The 15,731-nt window shown below is 74.9% G+C and carries 18 protein-coding genes; 16 read left to right on the forward strand and 2 right to left on the reverse strand.

What is annotated here, in order from left to right:
* The first annotated feature begins 1 nt into the window (after nucleotide 1).
* The 8 genes from LH044_RS01350 (at nucleotide 2) to LH044_RS01385 (ending at nucleotide 7,395) form a co-directional block, all read left to right on the forward strand.
* Nucleotides 2–961 (forward strand): dihydroorotate dehydrogenase, encoded by a 960-nt coding sequence (locus tag LH044_RS01350; RefSeq protein ID WP_227758001.1) that lies wholly within the window; start codon nucleotides 2–4, stop codon nucleotides 959–961.
* The gene (pyrF, locus tag LH044_RS01355; protein ID WP_227758002.1) at nucleotides 954–1,673 is read left to right on the forward strand and encodes an orotidine-5'-phosphate decarboxylase; all 720 of its coding nucleotides are present in this window, start codon (nucleotides 954–956) and stop codon (nucleotides 1,671–1,673) included. The genes LH044_RS01350 and pyrF overlap by 8 nt, the downstream gene beginning before the upstream one ends.
* A gap of 19 nt (nucleotides 1,674–1,692) precedes the next feature.
* The gene (locus LH044_RS01360; RefSeq protein WP_227758003.1) at nucleotides 1,693–2,064 is read left to right on the forward strand and encodes a hypothetical protein; all 372 of its coding nucleotides are present in this window, start codon (nucleotides 1,693–1,695) and stop codon (nucleotides 2,062–2,064) included.
* Nucleotides 2,061–2,636 carry a guanylate kinase gene (locus LH044_RS01365; protein WP_227758004.1) on the forward strand — a complete coding sequence of 192 codons (576 nt, stop codon included), beginning with the start codon at nucleotides 2,061–2,063 and terminating at the stop codon, nucleotides 2,634–2,636. The genes LH044_RS01360 and LH044_RS01365 overlap by 4 nt, the downstream gene beginning before the upstream one ends.
* A gap of 124 nt (nucleotides 2,637–2,760) precedes the next feature.
* Nucleotides 2,761–3,108: a DNA-directed RNA polymerase subunit omega gene (gene rpoZ, locus LH044_RS01370; protein ID WP_227758005.1), complete on the forward strand. Its 348-nt coding sequence runs from the start codon at nucleotides 2,761–2,763 to the stop codon at nucleotides 3,106–3,108.
* 11 nt (nucleotides 3,109–3,119) lie between these two features.
* Nucleotides 3,120–4,382, forward strand: coding sequence for a bifunctional phosphopantothenoylcysteine decarboxylase/phosphopantothenate--cysteine ligase CoaBC (gene coaBC / locus LH044_RS01375; RefSeq protein ID WP_227758006.1), 1,263 nt, complete (start codon nucleotides 3,120–3,122; stop codon nucleotides 4,380–4,382).
* A complete protein-coding gene (metK, locus tag LH044_RS01380) occupies nucleotides 4,379–5,575 on the forward strand; it encodes a methionine adenosyltransferase (protein ID WP_227758007.1) in 1,197 nt (398 codons plus the stop codon). The genes coaBC and metK overlap by 4 nt, the downstream gene beginning before the upstream one ends.
* Nucleotides 5,576–5,676: 101 nt before the next feature.
* Nucleotides 5,677–7,395, forward strand: coding sequence for a primosomal protein N' family DNA-binding protein (locus LH044_RS01385; protein WP_227758008.1), 1,719 nt, complete (start codon nucleotides 5,677–5,679; stop codon nucleotides 7,393–7,395).
* Nucleotides 7,396–7,422: 27 nt separating this feature from the next.
* On the opposite strand, the gene LH044_RS01390 is transcribed toward LH044_RS01385, so the two are convergent.
* Nucleotides 7,423–8,052, reverse strand: coding sequence for a class I SAM-dependent methyltransferase (locus LH044_RS01390; protein WP_227758009.1), 630 nt, complete (start codon nucleotides 8,050–8,052; stop codon nucleotides 7,423–7,425).
* A 24-nt stretch (nucleotides 8,053–8,076) separates the two neighbouring features.
* Between LH044_RS01390 and def the strand changes: the two genes are divergently transcribed.
* The 8 genes from def (at nucleotide 8,077) to ribH (ending at nucleotide 14,865) form a co-directional block, all read left to right on the forward strand.
* Complete coding sequence (gene def, locus LH044_RS01395) at nucleotides 8,077–8,640, forward strand: peptide deformylase (RefSeq protein ID WP_227758010.1); 564 nt, start codon at nucleotides 8,077–8,079, stop codon at nucleotides 8,638–8,640.
* A 23-nt stretch (nucleotides 8,641–8,663) separates the two neighbouring features.
* A complete protein-coding gene (locus tag LH044_RS01400) occupies nucleotides 8,664–9,554 on the forward strand; it encodes a methionyl-tRNA formyltransferase (protein ID WP_227758011.1) in 891 nt (296 codons plus the stop codon).
* Entirely contained in the window at nucleotides 9,547–10,680 is a 1,134-nt protein-coding gene (locus LH044_RS01405) for a transcription antitermination factor NusB (protein WP_227758012.1), read from the forward strand. Before LH044_RS01400 ends, LH044_RS01405 begins: the two co-directional genes overlap by 8 nt.
* Before the next feature lie 23 nt (nucleotides 10,681–10,703).
* Nucleotides 10,704–11,243 (forward strand): MogA/MoaB family molybdenum cofactor biosynthesis protein, encoded by a 540-nt coding sequence (locus LH044_RS01410; protein WP_227758013.1) that lies wholly within the window; start codon nucleotides 10,704–10,706, stop codon nucleotides 11,241–11,243.
* Nucleotides 11,244–11,389: 146 nt separating this feature from the next.
* Complete coding sequence (gene ribD / locus LH044_RS01415; RefSeq protein WP_227758014.1) at nucleotides 11,390–12,484, forward strand: bifunctional diaminohydroxyphosphoribosylaminopyrimidine deaminase/5-amino-6-(5-phosphoribosylamino)uracil reductase RibD; 1,095 nt, start codon at nucleotides 11,390–11,392, stop codon at nucleotides 12,482–12,484.
* Nucleotides 12,484–13,104 (forward strand): riboflavin synthase, encoded by a 621-nt coding sequence (locus LH044_RS01420; protein ID WP_227758015.1) that lies wholly within the window; start codon nucleotides 12,484–12,486, stop codon nucleotides 13,102–13,104. The genes ribD and LH044_RS01420 overlap by 1 nt, the downstream gene beginning before the upstream one ends.
* Nucleotides 13,101–14,351, forward strand: coding sequence for a bifunctional 3,4-dihydroxy-2-butanone-4-phosphate synthase/GTP cyclohydrolase II (locus LH044_RS01425; protein ID WP_227758016.1), 1,251 nt, complete (start codon nucleotides 13,101–13,103; stop codon nucleotides 14,349–14,351). The genes LH044_RS01420 and LH044_RS01425 overlap by 4 nt, the downstream gene beginning before the upstream one ends.
* 7 nt (nucleotides 14,352–14,358) lie before the next feature.
* Nucleotides 14,359–14,865: a 6,7-dimethyl-8-ribityllumazine synthase gene (gene ribH, locus LH044_RS01430; RefSeq protein WP_227758017.1), complete on the forward strand. Its 507-nt coding sequence runs from the start codon at nucleotides 14,359–14,361 to the stop codon at nucleotides 14,863–14,865.
* A 21-nt stretch (nucleotides 14,866–14,886) separates the two neighbouring features.
* On the opposite strand, the gene LH044_RS01435 is transcribed toward ribH, so the two are convergent.
* Complete coding sequence (locus LH044_RS01435; protein ID WP_227758018.1) at nucleotides 14,887–15,714, reverse strand: TrmH family RNA methyltransferase; 828 nt, start codon at nucleotides 15,712–15,714, stop codon at nucleotides 14,887–14,889.
* Nucleotides 15,715–15,731: the final 17 nt, after the last annotated feature.

The raw sequence follows: 15,731 nt of genomic DNA on the forward strand, positions 1-15,731 counted from the left end.
GGTGGCGCTTCGCCGCCGGGGCCGACGTCGGCCGGACGCCGGCGTCGCCGTCGACCTGTCCACCACGGTGGGCTCGGTGGCGCTCAAGGCCCCGGTGATGACCGCGTCGGGCACGGCGGGGCACGGCGACGAGCTCGCCGCCTACGTCGACCTGTCCACGATCGGCGCGGTCGTCGTGAAGTCGCTCGGGTCCGGTCCCTGGCCGGGCAACCCGGCACCGCGGGTCCATCCGACGCCCTCGGGGATGATCAACAGCGTCGGCCTGCAGGGGCCCGGGGTGACGGCGTGGCGCGAGCGCGAGCTGCCCGCGGTCCTGGCCACCGGCGCCACCGTGGTGGCGAGCATCTGGGGCCGCCACGTCGACGACTTCGCCAGCGCCGCCGAGCAGCTCGCCGGCGTCGACGAGCGGGTCGTGGCGCTCGAGGTCAACCTCTCGTGCCCGAACCTCGACGGCGGGGCGCACCTGTTCGCGCACGACCCGGACGCGACCGCCGCCGTGCTGCGCGCCGCGGCCGCGGCCGGGCTGCCGATGTGGGCGAAGCTCAGCGCGAACACCGACCGCGTCGTCGACGTCGCCGCCGCCGCCCACGAGGCGGGCGCCGAGGCGGTGACGCTGGCCAACACGCTGATGGGCATGGTGATCGACGTCGACACCCGCCGCCCCGTGCTCGGCGCCGGCGGGGGCGGGGTGTCCGGCCCGGCCATCCACCCGGTGGCGGTGCGGACCGTCTATGACGTACGAGCGGCGCTGCCCGAGGTCCCCATCGTGGGCGTCGGCGGCGTGGTGGACGGTCGGACCGCCGTGGAGCTCCTCCTCGCAGGAGCGTCCGCGGTGCAGGTGGGGACGGCGAGCTTCGCGGATCCCCGCTCGGTCGGCGCCGTCCTGGAGGGAGTGGAAACATGGTGCTCCCGTGCCGGGGTGACCCGCGTGCGGGATCTGATCGGAGGAGCACATGGCTGAGGCCGGGACCGAGGCGTCGAGGGACGGCGAGGTCGCCGACGACGTGCGGCGGCGCCTGGCGCTGGTGCTGGACGTGGACGACCTGGTCGAGGCCATGCGGCTCGGCGCCGCCATGCGACCGTGGTTCGGCGTCGCCAAGGTGGGCCTCGAGCTGTTCAGCGCCGCCGGTCCCGACGCCATCGGCGCGCTCCGCGACCAGGGCTACCAGGTGTTCCTCGACCTCAAGCTGTTCGACATCCCGACGCAGGTCAACCGGGCGTGCCGGGTGCTGGGCGCCCTCGGCGTCGAGTACCTGACCCTGCACGCCACCGGCGGCGTCGACATGCTCCGCGCCGGGGTCGAGGGCCTGACCGAGGGCGCCCACCACGCCGGGCTGCCCACCCCGACGGCGCTCGCGGTCACCGTGCTCACGAGCGACGACTCGGCTCCGCCCCACATCGTGCCCAACCGGGTGCGGCTGGCGCTCGAGGGCGGCTGCGGCGGGCTCGTGCTCGCCGCCGAGGACCTCCAGACCGCACGCGAGCTGGCGCCGCGGCTGAAGCGGGTCGTGCCGGGCATCCGACTCGCCGGCGGGCCGCACCACGACCAGGCCCGGGCCGCCACGCCGCAGGAGGCGGTGGCGAACGGTGCCGACCTGCTGGTCATCGGTCGGACGGTCACCGCCGCCGAGGACCCCGTCGTCGCCGCGGCGGCCGTCGCGGCGGCCATCTGAGCGCGGCAGGCGTCTGAACGTGGACGGGCCCCACGATCGGACGGCACCCGCAGCGGAGGTGCCGCACCCGGAGACCGAGGCGGCGCACCGCTGGGCCGACTCGTTCCGCCGTCGCCGCGAGGCGCTGCGCCGCGAGCTCGGCGAGGGCTCGCGTTCGCTCGACGACGTGCTCGCCGCCGCCGACGACACCGACGACGGCGCGATCACGCTCCTGTTCGTCCTCGAGTCGCTGCCGGGGGCCGGCAAGGTCGCGACCCGGCGCCGACTGGCCCAGCTCGACCTGCCCGAGGTCGTCCCGGTGCGGACGCTGACGCCCGAGCAGCGCCGACTGGTGCTCGACTCGTTCCCGATGGCGACGGACGGCGCGGCGCGTGCGGAGCGGGCGTCGTGAGCGGCCTCCTGCTCCCGTCCGACACCGTGGTCGTCGTGATCTCCGGCCCCGGTGGCGTCGGCAAGGGCACGCTCGTGCAGGAGCTGGTCCGGGCCGACGACGGCCTGTGGCTGAGCCGCTCCTGGACCACCCGGGCGCCCCGGGAGGGCGAGCGCCCCGACGCCTACCACTTCGTGACGCCCGAGGAGTTCCAGGCCCACATCGACCGCGACGGCTTCCTCGAGTGGATCGACTTCCTCGACTACCGGCAGGGCTCGCCGCTGCCCGAGCCGCCGGCCGGCAGCGACGTGCTCTTCGAGATCGACGTCCAGGGCGCCGCCCGCATCCACGAGCTGCACCCCGAGGCGCTGCTGGTCTTCGTCGATGCCCCCGACCGGGCCGTGCAGGAGGACCGGCTGCGGGGGAGGGGCGACTCCGAGGAGCGCATCGCCCAGCGGCTGGCCAAGGCCGAGGAGGAGGTCGCCCGCTCGCGCGACCTGCCCTTCGTGCGGGTCGTCAACGACGACCTCGACCGGACGGTCGCCGAGATCGGCGGCCTGATCGACGAGGCCCGCAAGCGCGCCGTCGGCTGAACCTGCGCCCCCGCAGCCCTGCGCCGGCGCCGATCCCGGCTCCGGGGGTGTCCTCGTCTACACTGGACGACCGGCCGGGGGCGGGTGTCCTCGGCCGGCACCGCACGCGATCCCCGGAGCACACGTGGCCGACCGCTTCAACACCATGATGCAGCCCCCCGTCGAGGAGCTCCTCGACAAGGCGGGCTCCAAGTTCTCGCTGGTCACGCTGGCCGCCCGCCGGGCCCGGCAGATCAACACGTACTACAACCAGCTGGGTGACGCGCTCGGCACCGTCGTGCCGCCGCAGGTGACCTCGACCGCCCGCAAGCCGCTGTCGATCGCCTTCGAGGAGATCGACGCCGACAAGATCGAGGGCGTCGGCGGGGCCACGGGCCGCCCGATCCCCGAGTCGATGGTCGAGGTGGCCGTCGACGGCGAGGCCGTCGCCGACGTCGAGCTCGTGGGCGTGCCCACCCCCGACGCCGACTGACCCATCCGACCATGTCGAGCGTCGCCGGCCGGCGGGTCGTGCTCGGGGTCTGCGGGGGGATCGCCGCCTACAAGGCGGTCGAGGTCTGCCGCCGCCTGGTGGACGCCGGCGCGCACGTCGTGCCGGTGATGACCGCCGGCGCCTCGCACTTCATCGGCGAGACGACGCTCTCGGCCCTCGCCTCGGAGCCGGTGCGGCGCACCCTCTGGGACGGCGCCGATCCGATCCCGCACACGCGACTCGGCCAGACCGCCGACCTCGTCGTCGTGGCCCCGGCCACGGCCCGGCTGCTGTCGGCCTACGCGCACGGCTACTCGCACGACCTCCTGACGAACGTCCTGATCGCCACGCGCGCCCCGGTCCTGGTGTGCCCGGCCATGCACACCGAGATGTGGGAGCACCCCTCGGTGCAGGACAACCTGGCGCTGCTGCGGTCCCGTGGCACCCATGTCGTCGAGCCCGAGACCGGCCGCCTGGCCGGCGGTGACGTCGGCGCGGGTCGGCTCGCCGAGCCGGCGACCATCGTCGCCGCGGCCGAGGCCGTCCTCGCCGGGACCGTGCCCGGCGCGACCGCCCCGGCCGCCCCGTCGACCACCGGTCCCATGTCGGGCGTGAAGGTGCTGGTCACCGCCGGCGGGACCCGCGAACCGATCGATCCCGTGCGCTTCATCGGCAACCGTTCCTCGGGCAAGCAGGGCCACGCCATCGCCGAGGAGGCCGCCGAGCGGGGGGCCGACGTCACGCTGGTGACCACGACCGACCTGCCCGTCCCCGACGGCATCGAGCGCGTCCGCGTCGACACCGCCGCCGAGCTGCACCGGGCCGTGGTCGCCGTCGCCCCGGCGTGCGACGTGGTCGTCATGGCCGCTGCGGTCGCCGACTTCACGCCGACGGCCGTGGCGCCCGACAAGCTGAAGAAGCGCGACGGCGTGCCCGTCGTCGAGCTCACGCCGACCGTCGACGTGCTCGCGGCGCTCGGCGAGGTGAAGCCCCCCGGTCAGGTGCTCGTCGGCTTCGCCGCCGAGACCGCCGACGTGGTCGCGAACGCCACCGAGAAGCTGCAGCGCAAGAACGCCGACCTCCTGGTGGCGAACGACGTGAGCGCGCCGGGCGTCGGCTTCGAGCACGACACGAACGAGGTCTTGATCATTGGCCACAAAGGCGACCAACATCATGTGCCTTTCGCGCACAAGCGCGACGTGGCGCGAGCGGTCATGGACCGAGTGACAGCCGTCCTGCAACCGGCAGGACGACCAGATGAGGAGATGACATGAGCAGGTGGACGTTCACCTCGGAGTCCGTGACCGAGGGACATCCCGACAAGATGGCGGACCAGATCTCCGACTCCATCCTCGACGCGATCCTGACCCAGGACAGCGAGGCCCGGGTGGCCTGCGAGACGATGGTGACGACGGGTCTGTGCATCGTCGCCGGTGAGATCACCACCTCCGCCTACGTCGACATCCCGTCGATCGCCCGCGAGACCATCTGCGACATCGGCTACGACCGGGAGAGCTTCGGCTACGACGGCCACACCTGCGGCGTCATGGTCGCCATCGACGAGCAGTCGCCCGACATCGGCCAGGGCGTGACCGACTCCGAGGAGGTCCGCTCCGGGGCCGCCGGCGAGGAGGACCTCCTCGACAAGCAGGGCGCGGGCGACCAGGGGATGATGTTCGGCTACGCCTGCGACGAGACCGACGTCCTGATGCCGCTGCCGATCCACCTCGCGCACCGGATGGCCGAGCGCCTCGCCGAGGTCCGCAAGTCCGGCACGCTGCCGTACCTGCGCCCCGACGCGAAGACGCAGGTGACCTTCGAGTACGAGGACGGGGCGCCGGTCGCGCTGAAGACCGTCCTGATCTCGACCCAGCACAACGACGGGATCGACCGCGACAGCGAGATCCGGCCCGACCTGATCGAGCACGTCATCCGCCCGGTCATCCCCGAGCAGTTCTCGGGCGACGACTTCGAGGTCTTCGTCAACCCGACGGGCCGCTTCGTCATCGGCGGCCCGGTCGGCGACGCCGGCCTGACCGGCCGCAAGATCATCGTCGACACGTACGGCGGCGCCGCCCGCCACGGCGGCGGTGCCTTCTCCGGCAAGGACCCGTCCAAGGTCGACCGCTCCGCCGCCTACGCCGCCCGCTGGGTCGCCAAGAACGTGGTCGCCTCGGGCGCCGCCTCGCGCTGCGAGGTCCAGGTCGCCTACGCGATCGGCGTCGCCCACCCGGTGTCGATCCTCGTCGAGACCTTCGGCACCAACACGGTCGACCCCGAGAAGCTCGACGCCGCCGTCCGGCAGGTCTTCGACCTCCGTCCGGCCGCCATCGTCCGCGACCTCGACCTGCGCCGGCCGCGCTACCGCCAGACCGCCGCGTACGGCCACTTCGGCCGCACCGGCGACGGCTTCACCTGGGAGCAGCTGGACCGCGTGGACGACCTCAAGTCCGCGCTGGGCCTCTGACGCGCCGCGCCGCACCGCCCGACGGCGGGACGCTCTTCCCGTCCGCACCGGACGAGAGCGAGCCCGCCGCGGGTGGGGCCCAACGGTCGGCGACCGTCCTCGTGGACGTCCCGGCCGTCGATCGCCCGTACGACTACTCGGTCCCCGATGCCCTCGGGGACCGAGTGCGCGTCGGGACCATGGTCCGCGTCCCGTTCCACGGCCGTCGCGTCGCGGGGTGGGTCCTCGACGCCGACTCGCGGCCGCCGGCGGGCGTGTCGCTCCAACCGATCGCCAAGGTCTCGGGCGAGGGCCCCGATCCCGACGTGATCGACCTGTGCGGCTGGGCGGCGTGGCGGTGGGCCGGACGGCTCCCGACGATGCTCCGGGTCGGGTCACCGGACCGGATGCTGGGCCGTCGGCCGCCGGTGCGGCCGCGCGCCGCCACCGGGGGACCGGCCGATCCGGCCGCGATGGAGGCGCTCGGTGCCGGTCCGGGGGTCACGGTGGTCCAGGTCGCGCCGGGCTCGGACCCCGCCGAGGTCGCCGTCGCCGCCGCCCGGCTCGGTCAGGCGCTGGTGGTGCACCCGTCGGTGGCGGCCGTCGACCGGATCGCCCGGGCGCTGCGCCGCAGCGGCGCACCGGTGGCGCGCTGGCCCGCCGACTTCGCCGCCGCAGCCGGCGGGGCGACCGTCGTCGGCGGCCGGGCCGCCGCGTTCGCGCCGCTCCCGGCCCTGGCCGCGGTCGTCGTGCTCGAGGAGGACGACCCGGGGCTGCAGAACGAGTCGTCGCCGACGTGGAACGCCCGAGAGGTGGCGGTCGAGCGGGCCCGCCGCGCCGGCGTGCCGTGCCTGCTGGTGTCGCCGTGCCCGTCGGTGGTGGCCCGGGCGCACGCTGACCGCGAGGTGGCGGCCGCGGGCGGGGCACGCCACGGCTGGGCGCCGCTGGTGGTGCTGGACCGGCGCGACGAGGACGTCGGCCGGAGCGGCCTCTTCTCGTCGCGCCTCGTCGAGGCCGTCCGCGAGACGGCTCGGGCAGGCGACCGGGTCGTGTGCGTGCTCAACCGGACGGGCCGGGCGCGGCTGCTGGCCTGCCGGAGCTGCGGCACGGTCACCACCTGCGAGCGCTGCGAGGCCGCCGTGCACCTCACCGACCGGCTCGACCTCGTGTGCGACCGCTGCGGCGAGCGCCGGCCGTCGATCTGCCTGGTCTGCGGCTCGACGGCGCTGTCGCTGCTGCGCCCGGGTGTGAGCCGGGCGCGGGAGGAGCTCGAGGCCCTGGTGCGCGAGCCGGTCGGCATGGTCACGGCCTCGACGCCCGACGACGCCGTCGCGGCCCAGCGAGTGGTGATCGGCACGAGCGCCGTGCTGTTCCGCACCCACGGCGCCGGGCTGGTGGCGTTCCTCGACGTCGACCAGGAGCTGCTGGGGATGGGGTACCGCTCGGCCGAGGAGGCGCTGCGGCTGCTGGCCCTCGCCTCCCGGGCGGTGTCGGGCTCGAGCGACGGGCGCGTCGTGGTGCAGACCCGCCGGCCCGACCACGTGGTGCTGCAGGCGGCGCTGCACGGCGACCCGGCCCGCGTGTCGGTCGTCGAGGCGGCCAAGCGATCGCTGCTCGGCTTCCCGCCCGCCGCCACGGTGGCCGTCATCGGCGGGACGGCCGGGCCGGGCTTCGTCGAGCGCCTCGGCCAGCCCCGCGGCGTCGAGGTCCACGGGCCCGACGAGCGCGAGAACTGGCTGGCCCGGTCCGACGACCGGGCGGTGCTGCTCGACGCCCTCGGCGCGGTGGACCGCCCGTCTGGCCGCCTGCGGCTCTGGGTCGACCCCGCCCGCACCCGCTGACGCCCCGGGCCCGGGGCCCCGCGCCCGTCAGGGGCGGGTGGAGCGGAGGATCCGGTACGACTGGCGCGACCGGACGCGCTCGGTCGGCCAGCCCTCGGCGGCCATCCAGGCCTGCAGCGAGTCGGACCCGAGGTGCTTCTGCACCACCCACCAGGCCTCGCCGTCGGGCCGGAGCCGCTCGAGCCACGTCCGGCACAGGTCGTGGAGCACGGCCTTGCCGACCCGGATGGGCGGGTTCGAGGCGGCGAGCCCGACCTCGAGCCCGGCGGGCACCTCGTCGGGGGTGACGACCCGCACGCGGTCGCCCACCCCGGCCGCCGACGCGTTCGCCCGGCACAGGTCGAGGGCCCGCTCGTTGACGTCGACCGCCCACACCGTCCGCTCCGGCGCCCGCCGGGCCAGCGTGACCGCGATCGGCCCATACCCGCAGCCCACGTCGACGACGTCGCCGTCGGGCCAGCCCTCGGCCGGCGGGAGCTCGGCGAGGAGCAGCTTGGTGCCCGGGTCGACCCGGCCGGGCGAGAACACGCCGGCGTCGGTGCACAGCCGGACGTGCAGGTCGGGCAGCACCAGCGCCACCTCGTCGGGGCGCGACGCCGAGGTCGGTCGGGAGCTGAAGTACTGGCCGCCGCCGGCGGGGTGGCTCGGGGGCGGCACGGGGCCCACGGTAGCCTGGGGCCCATGTCCGCCCCCTACGGCATCCGCATCGTCGGCGACCCCGTGCTGACCCAGCGCGCCTCCGAGGTCACCGAGATCGACGGCCGCCTGGTGAAGCTGGTCGACGACATGCTCGACACGATGTACGACGCCCCCGGCGTCGGGCTCGCCGCACCCCAGGTCGGCGTGCAGAAGCGCTTCTTCGTCTACGACATCGGCGAGGGCGACGGCGGCCAGGTGCTGATCAACCCGGTCATCGAGGAGTCCGACGGCGAGTGGGAGTTCACCGAGGGGTGCCTCTCGGTCCCCGGGCTCCACTGGGACATCGTCCGACCCAAGCAGATCCACGTGACCGGCCTCGACCTCGACGGCAACGAGGTCGAGTTCGAGGCCGACGAGTACTTCGCCCGCGTGATCCAGCACGAGCTCGACCACCTCGACGGGGTGCTGCTGCTCGAGCGCCTCACCGACGAGCAGCGCAAGGAGGCCAAACGGGCGGTCCGGGAGCTCCAGCTCTCCCGCGAGGACCCGGGCGCCTGCCTGACGCCCGAGCCGGGGACCAAGACGTCCTTCTTCCGGCTCCGCTGAGCCCTCGCGCCGCCCCGTCCACCATGCGCCTGGCGTTCCTCGGCAGCCCGCCCGCGGCGGTCCCCACCCTCCGGGCGCTGGTCGCCGCCGGCCACGACGTCGCCCTCGTGGTGTCGGGGCCCGACAAGCGCCGCGGCCGGGGCGGCGCCCGCACGCCCACCCCGGTCAAGGCCGCGGCGCTCGAGCTCGGGCTCGAGGTGACCGACCGGCTCGACGACGTGGCTGTCGCAGACGTCGAGCTCGGCGTCGTGGTGGCCTACGGGCGGATCATCCCGGTGTCGCTGCTCGACGTCGTGCCGATGGTCAACCTGCACTTCTCGCTGCTGCCGAGGTGGCGGGGCGCGGCGCCGGTCGAGCGGGCGATCCTGGCGGGCGACGAGCGCACCGGGGTCTGCGTGATGGACGTGGCCGAGGGGCTCGACACCGGCGACGTGCACGCCGTGGCCGAGGTGCCGGTGACCGACGACCTGACCGCCGCCGCCCTCACCGAGCAGCTGGCCGACCTCGGCGCGCCGCTGCTGGTCGACTCGCTGGCGGCCGGGCTCGACCACAGCCGCCCGCAGCCCGACGAGGGTGTCACCTACGCCCACAAGATCACCGCCGAGGACCGCCACCTGGACTGGTCCCTCCCGGCCGAGCAGCTGGGCCGGATCGTGCGGATCGGCGGGGCCTGGACGACGTTCCGGGGCGAGCGGTTCAAGGTGCTCGCCGCGACGGTGGGGCCGGACGCAGCCGCCGAGCCGGGCGTCGTCGACGGCACCGCCGTCGGCTGCGGCGACGGCCGTGTGCTGCAGCTCGTCACCGTCCAGCCGCAGGGCCGGCCGGCCATGGACGCCGCCGCGTGGGCCAACGGCGCCCGCCCCGACGGGGAGCGCCTCGGCGACGGCGACGCCGGGGCGGCCGCCGGTGGCTGACGACGGCGTCGCCGCCCGGCGCACCGCGCTCGAGGCGCTGGCGAGGATCGAGGACGACGGCGCCTTCGCGAACCTGGCCCTCCCGGCGGTCCTGTCCCGTAGCGACCTCGGCGACCGCGACCGCGGGTTCGTGACCGACCTCGTCTACGGCAGCGTCCGCATGCGGCGGGCGTGCGACTTCCTCGTCGACCGCTTCCTCAGCTCGGACCCGCCGCCGGCGGCGCGCCGGGTGCTGCGGCTCGGCGCCTACCAGCTGGCGTTCCGGGACGACCTGCCCGACTACGCCGTCGTGTCGGCGACGGTCGCCGCCGCGCCCAAGCGGTTCCGGGGCCTGGCCAACGCCGTCCTGCGGAAGGTGGCGTCCGCCCCCGTCGAGTACCCCGACGACGCCACCCGCCTCAGCTACCCCGACTGGATCGTCGACCGGCTGACCGCCGACCTCGGCGTCGACGACGGGCTCGCCGCGCTCGACGCCATGGACCGCGCCCCGGTCGTGCACCGCCGCGCCGACGGCTACGTCCAGGACCTCGCCTCGCAGTGGGTCGCCGAGCTCGTCGGCGCCCGCCCGGGCCACCTGGTCGCCGACCTGTGCGCCGCGCCCGGGGGCAAGGCCACCGCGCTGGCCGCCGACGGCGCCACCGTCGTGGCCGCCGACCTCCGTCCCGCCCGTGCGGGGCTGATCACGGCGAACGCGGCGTCGGTCGGCACCGACGACGTCCTGGCGGTGGTCGCCGATGCCGAGGCGCCGCCCCTCCGACCGCGGTCGTTCGACCGGGTCCTCCTCGACGCCCCGTGCAGCGGCCTCGGCGTCCTGCGCCGCCGCCCCGACGCCCGCTGGCGCGTCGACGTCGATGCGCCCGAGCGGCTGGGCGCGCTCGCGGTGCGGCTGGTCGACGCCGCGGTGGGCCTGCTGAACCCGGGCGGCGAGCTGGCGTTCAGCGTCTGCACGCTGACCGTGGCCGAGAGCCTGGCCGTCGACGACCACGTCGCCCGGGCCCACCCCGGACTGCAGCCGCTCGACCCGCCGGGCGACCCGTGGCGGCCGTGGGGGAGGGGCGCGGTGCTCCTTCCTCAGGAGGCTGACACCGACGGGATGTGCCTGTTCCGCTACCGCTCGGCGTCCTGAGGCGGCCCGGTACGATCGGCCGCATGAGCGACCAGCCCGACCCGACCGCCGCCGCGCCCGGAGGAGCCCACGGCGGGCGCTCCCAGCACCAGGCCAAGGTCCTCACCGTGTCCGACGGCGTGATCGCCGGCGTGCGCGAGGACCGCAGCGGCGCCGCCCTGGTCGACCTCCTGGCCGGCCGCGACTTCGAGGTGATCGAGCACCGCGTGGTGTCCGACGGGGTCGAGGAGGTCTCGAACGCCCTGTCGTACATGGCCTACGGGTTCAACGGCCTGGTCGTGACCACCGGGGGCACCGGGTTCGGGGTGCGCGACCTCACGCCAGAGGCCACCAAGCGGATCCTGGACCGCAGCGCCCCCGGCTTCGCCGAGGCCATGCGGGCGGTGAACCCGCTGGGGCGGCTGTCCCGCGGCATCGCCGGCATCCGGGGGTCCGCGCTGATCCTGAACACGCCCGGGTCCACCAGCGGGGCGGTCGAGATGCTCGACGCCGTGCTCGACGTCGTGCCGCACGCGCTCGACCTGCTCGGCGGCGCCTCGGGCGGCCACCCCACGCACGGGTGAGGCGGTCGGCGGCGCACCAGTGGGTGTCGGCGGTCGGATTCTGAACGGTCGGATTTGATTCGACCATCGGGGGTCGAGGGCGGTACCATCGGGTGCCGTCCGGTCCCGCGTGCCGTCCCCGGCACCGACCGCCACGAGCCATCGACGTGAACGCTCCCGACCACACCGACCTCCCCGACGTCAGCGACGCCGTCGACCGCGAGTGCATGACGCGGGCGATCGCCGCCGCGGCGGGCGTGCGCTGCGCCACGTCGCCGAACCCCTGGGTCGGAGCCGTCGTCCGGGCCGCCGACGGCCGGATGTTCCAGGGCGCCACCGAGCCGCCCGGCGGCGCGCACGCCGAGGTCGTCGCCCTCCGCGAGGCCGGCGAGGCCGCCCGGGGCGCCTCGCTCTACTGCACCCTCGAACCCTGCAGCCACACCGGCCGCACCGGGCCCTGCACCGAGGCCATCATCGAGGCGGGCATCCGCCGGGTCGTCGTCGGCGTCGTCGACCCCGACCCCAACGTCTCGGGCCGCGGCATCGAGCAGCTGCGCGCCGCGGGCGTCGACGTCCTCGTCGGCGTCCAGGCCGAGAAGGTCGCCGGGCAGCTCGTCGCCTACCTCAAGCACCGCTCGACCGGTCGGCCCTACGTCGTGCTGAAGCTGGCGGCCACGCTCGACGGCGGGACGGCGGCGCCCAACGGGACGAGCCAGTGGATCACCTCGCCCGAGGCCCGCGCCGACGGCCACCGGCTGCGCGCCGAGTCCGACGCCATCCTCGTGGGCGCGGGCACGGTCCGGCGCGACGACCCGTCGCTGACCGTGCGTGACTACCGGCCCCCCGTGCTGCCCGACGGCGGCAACGTGGACCCGCTGCGCGTGGTGCTCGGCACCGTGGCCGAGGACGCCCGCGTCCAGCCCTGCTACTCGACCTCGGGCGCGCTGGGCGACGTGCTCGACGACCTCGGGTCGAAGGGCGTGCTGCAGCTGCTCGTCGAGGGCGGCGCCAACGTCGCCGGGGAGTTCCACCGGGCCGGGCTGGTCGACCGCTACGTGATCTACACCGCACCGGCGCTGTTCGGCGGCGACGACGCGAAGGGCCTCTTCGGCGGCAACGGCGCGTGGGACATCTCCGAGGTGCGCCGCGGGCGGTTCGTCGCGGTGGAGCGGGTCGGCGTCGACCTGCGGATCGAGATGGTGCCCGACCCGGCTGACGGCGGCGCGGCGGACGACGAGGGCCACGAGCGGAGGGGTCGCTGATGTTCACCGGGATCGTGGAGGAGCTCGGGTCGGTCGAGTCGCTCGAGGGCCCGCGCCTGCGGATCCGGGCCGCGACCGTGCTCGACGACGTGACGATGGGCGCGTCGACCGCCGTGAACGGCGTGTGCCTCACCGTCGTGGCCTGGGGCGACGACTGGTGGGAGGCCGACGTGAGCGACGAGACCTTCGCCCGCACGTCGCTCGGTTCGCTGCAGCCCGGCGACCCGGTCAACCTCGAGCGGCCCGTCCGCCTCGAGGACCGCCTGGGCGGCCACCTGGTCCAGGGCCACGTCGACGCGGTCGGCGAGGTGGTCGAACCGGCCCCCGACCTCCGCGTCCGCATGCCGGACGGGCTCCTCCGCTACGTCGTGGAGAAGGGCTCGATCACCGTCGACGGCGTCAGCCTGACCGTCGTCGACGTCCTCGACGACGGCTTCACCGTCGCGCTCATTCCGCACACCGCCGAGGTGACCACCCTCGGCCACCGTGGTCCCGGGGACCCGGTCAACCTGGAGGTCGACGTCATGGCCAAGTACGCCGAGCGGCTGCTCGCGGGCTTCGTGGGCGGTCCCGCCCCCGAGCCCGTCGCGACCGCCACCGAACAGGGGAGCGGATCATGAGCAGGGAACCGCTCGACACGCAGGGACGCGAGGGCTCCGACTTCGCCTCGATCGAGGACGCCGTCGCGGCGATCGCCAAGGGCGAGATCGTCGTCGTGGTCGACGACGAGGACCGTGAGAACGAGGGCGACCTCATCATGGCGGCCGAGGCCGCGACTCCCGAGAAGATCGCCTTCTTCGTGCGCCACACGTCGGGCGTGATCTGCGCGCCGCTGCTCGGGGAGCGCCTCGACGAGCTCGACATCCCGCTGATGGTGCGGGAGAACACCGAGTCGCACCGGACTGCGTTCACCTACTCGGTCGACTACGTGCACGGCACCAGCACGGGCATCTCCGCGGCCGACCGCTCCGCCACGCTGCGGGCGCTCACCGACCCGGCCACGACGCCGCTCGACCTGGCCCGGCCGGGCCACATCTTCCCGCTGCGCTACTCCGAGGGCGGCGTCCTGAAGCGCGCCGGCCACACCGAGGCCGCGGTCGACCTGGCCCGCATGGCCGGCCTGTACCCGGCCGGTGTGCTGTGCGAGATCGTCAACGACGACGGGACGATGGCGCGGGTCCCCGACCTGGTCGAGTTCTGCAAGACCCACGACCTCCTGATGATCTCGATCGCGCAGCTCATCAAGTACCGGCGCCAGAACGAGAAGCTGATCAAGCGCATCGCCGAGGCCCGCATCCCCACCCCGTGGGGCGACTTCACGAGCTACGTCTACGAGTCGGTGCTCGACGGCGAGCAGCACGTGGCGATGGCCAAGGGCGCCGTGCAGGGCGAGGAGGACGTGCTCGTCCGCGTCCACTCGGAGTGCCTGACGGGCGACGTCTTCCACTCCCTGCGCTGCGACTGCGGCGTGCAGCTCGACGCCGCGATGCAGAAGATCGCCGAGGACGGCCTGGGCGTGCTCGTGTACCTGCGGGGCCACGAGGGCCGCGGCATCGGCATCGGTCACAAGATCCGCGCCTACAGCCTCCAGGAGGAGGGCCACGACACCGTCGAGGCGAACGTGGAGCTCGGCCTGCCCGTCGACTCCCGCGAGTACGGCATCGGGGCGCAGATCCTCAACGACCTCGGCATCACGACCATGCGCCTGATGACCAACAACCCCGCCAAGTACGGCGGCCTGGAGGGCTTCGGCCTCGAGATCACCGAGCGCGTGCCGGTGCTGTCGGCGCCGAACCCCGAGAACATCGACTACCTGCGCACCAAGCGGGAGAAGATGGGCCACCTGCTCGAGAACCTCGACGACTGAGGACGACGTGGGCCGCAACTTCTCCACCCCGCCCGGCGAGGGCGAGGCGCACGTCGACGGGACCGGGCGCCGCATCGGCATCGTGTGCGCCCGCTGGAACGAGGTCGTGACCGGCCGACTCCTGCGCGGGGCGCGGGAGACGCTCGCGGCGCGGGGCGTCGCCGACGAAGACGTCGACCTGGCGTGGGTTCCGGGCGCGTTCGAGCTCCCGCTCGCCGCCAAGGTCATGGCCGGCACCGGCCGCTACGACGCGGTGATCGCGATCGGCTGCGTCATCCGGGGCGACACGGCGCACTTCGAGTACGTCGCCGGCCCGACCGCCGAGGGGATCATGTCGGCGCAGCTCAGCACCGAGGTGCCGATCATCCTGGGGGTGCTCACCGTCGAGGACCGCCGGCAGGCGCTCGTGCGCTCGGTCATCGAGGGCGACGTCTCGGGCGACAACAAGGGCGCCGAGGCGGCCGACACCGCCCTCGAGGTGGCCGCGGTCCTGGCCGCGCTCCGCGCCGGCTGACCGCACGTCGGTCCCGTCCGGTCACCGCCAGCCGCGGCGGGCCGCGGCGAACGCGGCGACCACGGCCAGCGACGTCGCCACGTTGAGCGAGTCGACGCCGGGCGCCATCGGCACCCGCACGGCGACGTCGGCGCCCTCGATCGCGGCGGCCGACAGCCCCGGCCCCTCGGCGCCGACGACGAGCGCGACGGGGTCGCTCAGGAGGCCGTCGTCGGCCGCCCGGTCGACGTCGAGCGCACCGGCGGCCGGCGTGAGCGCGACGATCCGGAACCCGGCGGCGCGCAGCGGTTCGTAGCCGCCGGGCAGCGGCCCCACGCGCGAGTGGGGGAGCACGGCCGCCCAGCCCGACGACACCCGGACCGAGCGCCGGTACAGCGGGTCCGCCGTCCGGTCGTCGAGCACGACGGCCTCGACGCCGAGCGCCGCCGCGTTCCGGAACAGCGCGCCCAGGTTCTCGTGGTCGTTCAGCGCCTCGGCGACCACCACCCGCCGGCACCCGCGGAGGACGTCGGTCGGCTCCGCCGGCGCCGGCCGGACCGCGGAGGCGAGCACGCCACGGTGGAGGTCGAAGCCGACGACACCGGCCAGCACCTCGCGGTCAGCGACGTACACCGGCACGCCGTGGAGGCCGTCGAGCGCCGCCTCGAGCGCCGCCGCCTTCGACAGCGTCAGCAGGACCGACCGCAGCGGCACCCCCCGGTCGAGGACCACCCGCAGCGCGACGGCGCCCTCGACGATCGTGCAGGCCTCCACCCCCTCGTCGCGCCCGGCGGCGGCCCGCGCCGCAGCGTCGTTCAGGTGGTGGTAGTCCGCGAGCCGGGGGTCGGCGGGGTCCTCGATCCGTTCCACGACGCCAGTGTGGCCCG

This window comes from Dermatobacter hominis (genome assembly GCF_020715685.1).
Taxonomy (GTDB): domain Bacteria; phylum Actinomycetota; class Acidimicrobiia; order Acidimicrobiales; family Microtrichaceae; genus Dermatobacter; species Dermatobacter hominis.

Coding starts and splice junctions, on each gene's coding strand:
- pyrF (WP_227758002.1), top strand. CDS start 954: ATGGCTGAGGCCGGGACCGAGGCGTCGAGGGACGGCGAGGTCGCCGAC.
- coaBC (WP_227758006.1), top strand. CDS start 3,120: ATGTCGAGCGTCGCCGGCCGGCGGGTCGTGCTCGGGGTCTGCGGGGGG.
- metK (WP_227758007.1), top strand. CDS start 4,379: ATGAGCAGGTGGACGTTCACCTCGGAGTCCGTGACCGAGGGACATCCC.
- def (WP_227758010.1), top strand. CDS start 8,077: ATGTCCGCCCCCTACGGCATCCGCATCGTCGGCGACCCCGTGCTGACC.
- LH044_RS01400 (WP_227758011.1), top strand. CDS start 8,664: ATGCGCCTGGCGTTCCTCGGCAGCCCGCCCGCGGCGGTCCCCACCCTC.
- LH044_RS01410 (WP_227758013.1), top strand. CDS start 10,704: ATGAGCGACCAGCCCGACCCGACCGCCGCCGCGCCCGGAGGAGCCCAC.
- LH044_RS01420 (WP_227758015.1), top strand. CDS start 12,484: ATGTTCACCGGGATCGTGGAGGAGCTCGGGTCGGTCGAGTCGCTCGAG.
- LH044_RS01425 (WP_227758016.1), top strand. CDS start 13,101: ATGAGCAGGGAACCGCTCGACACGCAGGGACGCGAGGGCTCCGACTTC.